The organism is Sandarakinorhabdus rubra (assembly GCF_010994245.1).
GTDB lineage: Bacteria > Pseudomonadota > Alphaproteobacteria > Sphingomonadales > Sphingomonadaceae > Sandarakinorhabdus > Sandarakinorhabdus rubra.
Genome location: NZ_WMHO01000252.1, coordinates 1 through 3,365 on the forward strand (window position 1 = coordinate 1; position 3,365 = coordinate 3,365).

3 protein-coding genes and 1 pseudogene are annotated in these 3,365 nt (G+C 66.0%); 1 reads left to right on the forward strand and 3 read right to left on the reverse strand.

Annotated features, from left to right (window positions below; genetic code table 11):
* From GJV64_RS12775 to gltX, 3 genes are all read right to left on the reverse strand, one after another.
* A partial coding sequence (locus tag GJV64_RS12775) for a hypothetical protein (protein WP_205599631.1) occupies window positions 1-278 on the reverse strand: 278 nt, incomplete at its 3' end.
* Window positions 279-377: 99 nt separating this feature from the next.
* Window positions 378-1,661, reverse strand: a complete 1,284-nt coding sequence (locus tag GJV64_RS12780) for a citrate synthase (protein ID WP_164157682.1) — start codon at window positions 1,659-1,661, stop codon at window positions 378-380.
* A 25-nt stretch (window positions 1,662-1,686) separates the two neighbouring features.
* Entirely contained in the window at window positions 1,687-3,111 is a 1,425-nt protein-coding gene (gene gltX, locus GJV64_RS12785) for a glutamate--tRNA ligase (protein ID WP_164157684.1), read from the reverse strand.
* A gap of 64 nt (window positions 3,112-3,175) precedes the next feature.
* Between gltX and GJV64_RS12790 the strand changes: the two are divergent.
* Window positions 3,176-3,365, forward strand: a pseudogene (locus tag GJV64_RS12790) (hypothetical protein); the annotation flags it as partial.

Consider the following 3,365-nt stretch of genomic DNA (forward strand, 5'->3'; position numbering starts at 1 on the left):
TCGGCGGCTTGGGCAGTGCGGGCATCGGCCACGGCGGCGCGGGCGGCGGCGACGGCGCCGGCGTCACGCAACTGCACGACTGCGAGGATGGCGACCGCCAGCGGCCCGGCCAGCATCGCCAGCGCGGCCAACAGCCCGGCGGTGTCGGCGGACATGTCGAGGCGGCCGGAGACACCGCCCCAGGCGGCAATCAGTGCACCGGCCCAGGCCATGCTGGCGAGGATGGCAACGAACCAGGGCCAGCGCCGGATCGGGGGAGGCGTGAAGGGGTCGTCCATGAACGTCTTACAAAACAGGAAAGGGGCCGCCGTTCAAGTCGGCGGCCCCGCTTTGCGGTCGCATTGGTGACGATTCCTGTGGGTAGGTGCCCTGGCGCCTCAGCTGCGCTGGTCGATCGGCACATAATCGCGGCGCGGATAGCCGGTGTAGAGTTGGCGCGGGCGGCCGATCCTCTGGTCGTTGTCTTCCATCATTTCAGTCCATTGCGCGATCCAGCCGGTGGTGCGGGCCAGCGCGAACAGGGCCGTGAACATCGAGGTGGGGAAGCCGATGGCCGACAGGATGATGCCGGAATAGAAATCGACATTGGGGTAGAGCTTCTTCTCGATGAAATAATCATCCGAAAGGGCAATGCGCTCCAGCTCTCGCGCCGTGTCCAGCACCGGATCGGAAATGCCCAGCGTGTCCAGCACCTTGGTGGCAGCGGCGCCGAGCACCTTGGCGCGCGGATCATAATTCTTGTAGACCCGGTGGCCAAAGCCCATCAGCCGGAACGGATCATCCTTGTTCTTGGCGCGGGCGATGAATTCCGGAATGCGCTCCGGCCGGCCGATCTCGCGCAGCATGTTCAGTGCCGCCTCGTTTGCGCCGCCGTGCGCCGGGCCCCACAGGCAGGCGATGCCGGCCGCGATGCAGGCAAACGGGTTGGCACCCGACGAGCCAGCCAGCCGCACCGTCGAGGTAGACGCATTCTGCTCATGGTCGGCGTGCAGGATGAAGATCTTGTCGAGCGCGTCTTCCACCACCGGGTTGATGATGTAGGGTTCGGCCGGCACGCCGAACGTCATCCGCAGGAAATTGCCGGTATAGCTCAGAGAGTTATCCGGATAGAGGAAGGGCTGGCCGACCGAATATTTGTAGGCCATGGCAGCGATCGTCGGCATCTTGGCGATCAGCCGGTGGCAAGCGATGACCCGCTGCTGCGGATCATGGATGTCGGTGGAGTCATGGTAGAAGGCACTCAGCGCGCCGACCACGCCGCACATCACCGCCATCGGGTGAGCGTCGCGGCGGAAGCCGCGATAGAAGGTGGCCAGCTGTTCATGCACCATCGTGTGGCGCGTGATCAGATACTTGAACTCGTCATGTTCGGTCTTGCTGGGCAATTCGCCATTCAGCAGCAGATAGGCCACTTCCAGGAAGCTCGACTGCTCGGCCAGTTGTTCGATCGGATAACCGCGGTGCAGCAAGATCCCCTGGTCGCCATCGATATAGGTGATCTTGGACTCGCAGCTTGCCGTGCTGGTGAAGCCGGGATCGAACGTGAAATGGCCGGTGTTCGCATAGAGCTTGCGGATGTCGACCACGTCGGGGCCCGCGCTGCCGGACTGCACCGGATATTCGCCAGCCTTGCCGTCGATGCTGATGGTGGCGTTCGTCATGCGATTTGCGTCCTCTTGCCTTGCGTCACCGCGCCAGCGCGTCGTCGATCCGGCCCAGCGCCTCGTCTCTGCCCAGCACCTCGAGCACCTCGAACAGTCCGGGCGACTGGGCCGATCCGGTTACGGCCGCCCGCAATGGCTGGGCGACCTGGCCAAGCTTGACCCCTTCGCGTTCCGCCAGTGCGCGCGCGGCCTGTTCCAGCGCGGCCGCCGTCCAGTCTGGCTGGGCGGCAAACTCTGCCCGGGCGACGTCAAGCAGCCCTGGTGTCGCAGACGCTAGCAGCTTCAACGCGGCCTCGTCCATGGGGATTGGGCGGTTGCGAAGCCAGAACAGCGATCCTTGCGTCAAATCGTTCAGATTGTTCGCCCGCTTCTTCATCTCGGGCATGGTGCGCTGCAACAGCGCCCGGTCATCTCCGGTCAAGTCGCGGCCCAATGCCGCGCCGACTCCGGGGGCAATCAACGCCACCAGCCGGGCATCGTCGGCCGCGCGCATGTAATGCCCGTTGAGATTTTCCAGCTTCTTGAGATCGAATCGAGACGGCGACCTGCCAACGGCGCCCAGATCGAACCAGGCCACGGCCTCGGCGCGGCTGATGATCTCGGCATCGCCGTGGCCCCAGCCGAGACGCAGCAGATAATTCTCCACCGCTTCCGGCAGCATGCCGAGCTGGTCGCGGTAGGCATCCACCCCCAGGGCACCGTGCCGCTTGGACAGCTTGGCGCCATCGCTGCCGTGGATCAGCGGGATATGGGCATAAACCGGTTCCGGCCATCCGAGCGCGCGGATCAGTGCCAGCTGGCGGAAGGCGTTGTTGAGATGGTCATCGCCGCGGATGACGTGGGTCACGCCCATGTCGAAATCATCCACCACCACCGCCAGCATGTAGGTGGGCGTGCCATCGGAGCGCAGCAGCACGAAATCATCGAGCTCGGCATTGTTGACCGTCACCGCCCCCTGCACCTGGTCGTGGATGGTCACCGCCCCTTCGCGCGGCGCCTTCAGGCGGATCACGTACGGCCGGTCGTTCGGCCAGTCCGTGCGGTCGCGCCAGCGCCCGTCATAGCGCATCGGCACCTTGGCAGCGCGCTGCTCCTCGCGCAGCGCCTCCAGCTCCTCGGGCGTGGCATAGCAGCGATAGGCGTGGCCGGCCTCCAGCAGCTGGCGCGCCACCTCGGCATGGCGGGCAGCCCTGCTGAACTGATAGACCACCTCGCCATCCCAATTGAGATCCAGCCAGCCCAGGCCATCGAGGATGGCGGCGATGGCGGCATCGGTGGAACGCGCCCGGTCGGTATCCTCGATCCGCAGGCGGAACTCGCCGCCGTGGTGGCGCGCGAACAGCCAGTTGAACAGCGCCGTGCGGGCGCCGCCAATGTGCAGGAAGCCGGTGGGCGAGGGGGCGAAGCGGGTGACGATCTTGGCCGGAGCGGGCGGGCTTGCGCTCATGCGCGTTTCATCCAATGCTGGTTCATGCAGGGTCGTGCCGGGAGGGCAGGCGGAAACGAAACGGGTGGTTAGCAGAACCGGAACGCCCATTCAAACCGGCACCGGCAAGGGGGCAACTGCGGTCGAAACCGGCGTTGCAGCGCGGCTGGCGCACTGGCTGGCCGCCGAGCGGGACCGGCTGCCGCTGTGGCTTCCGGTGGCGCTGGCCGCCGGCATCGCCCTGTGGTTCGCCTTGCCCTGGGCGCCGTGGCGGC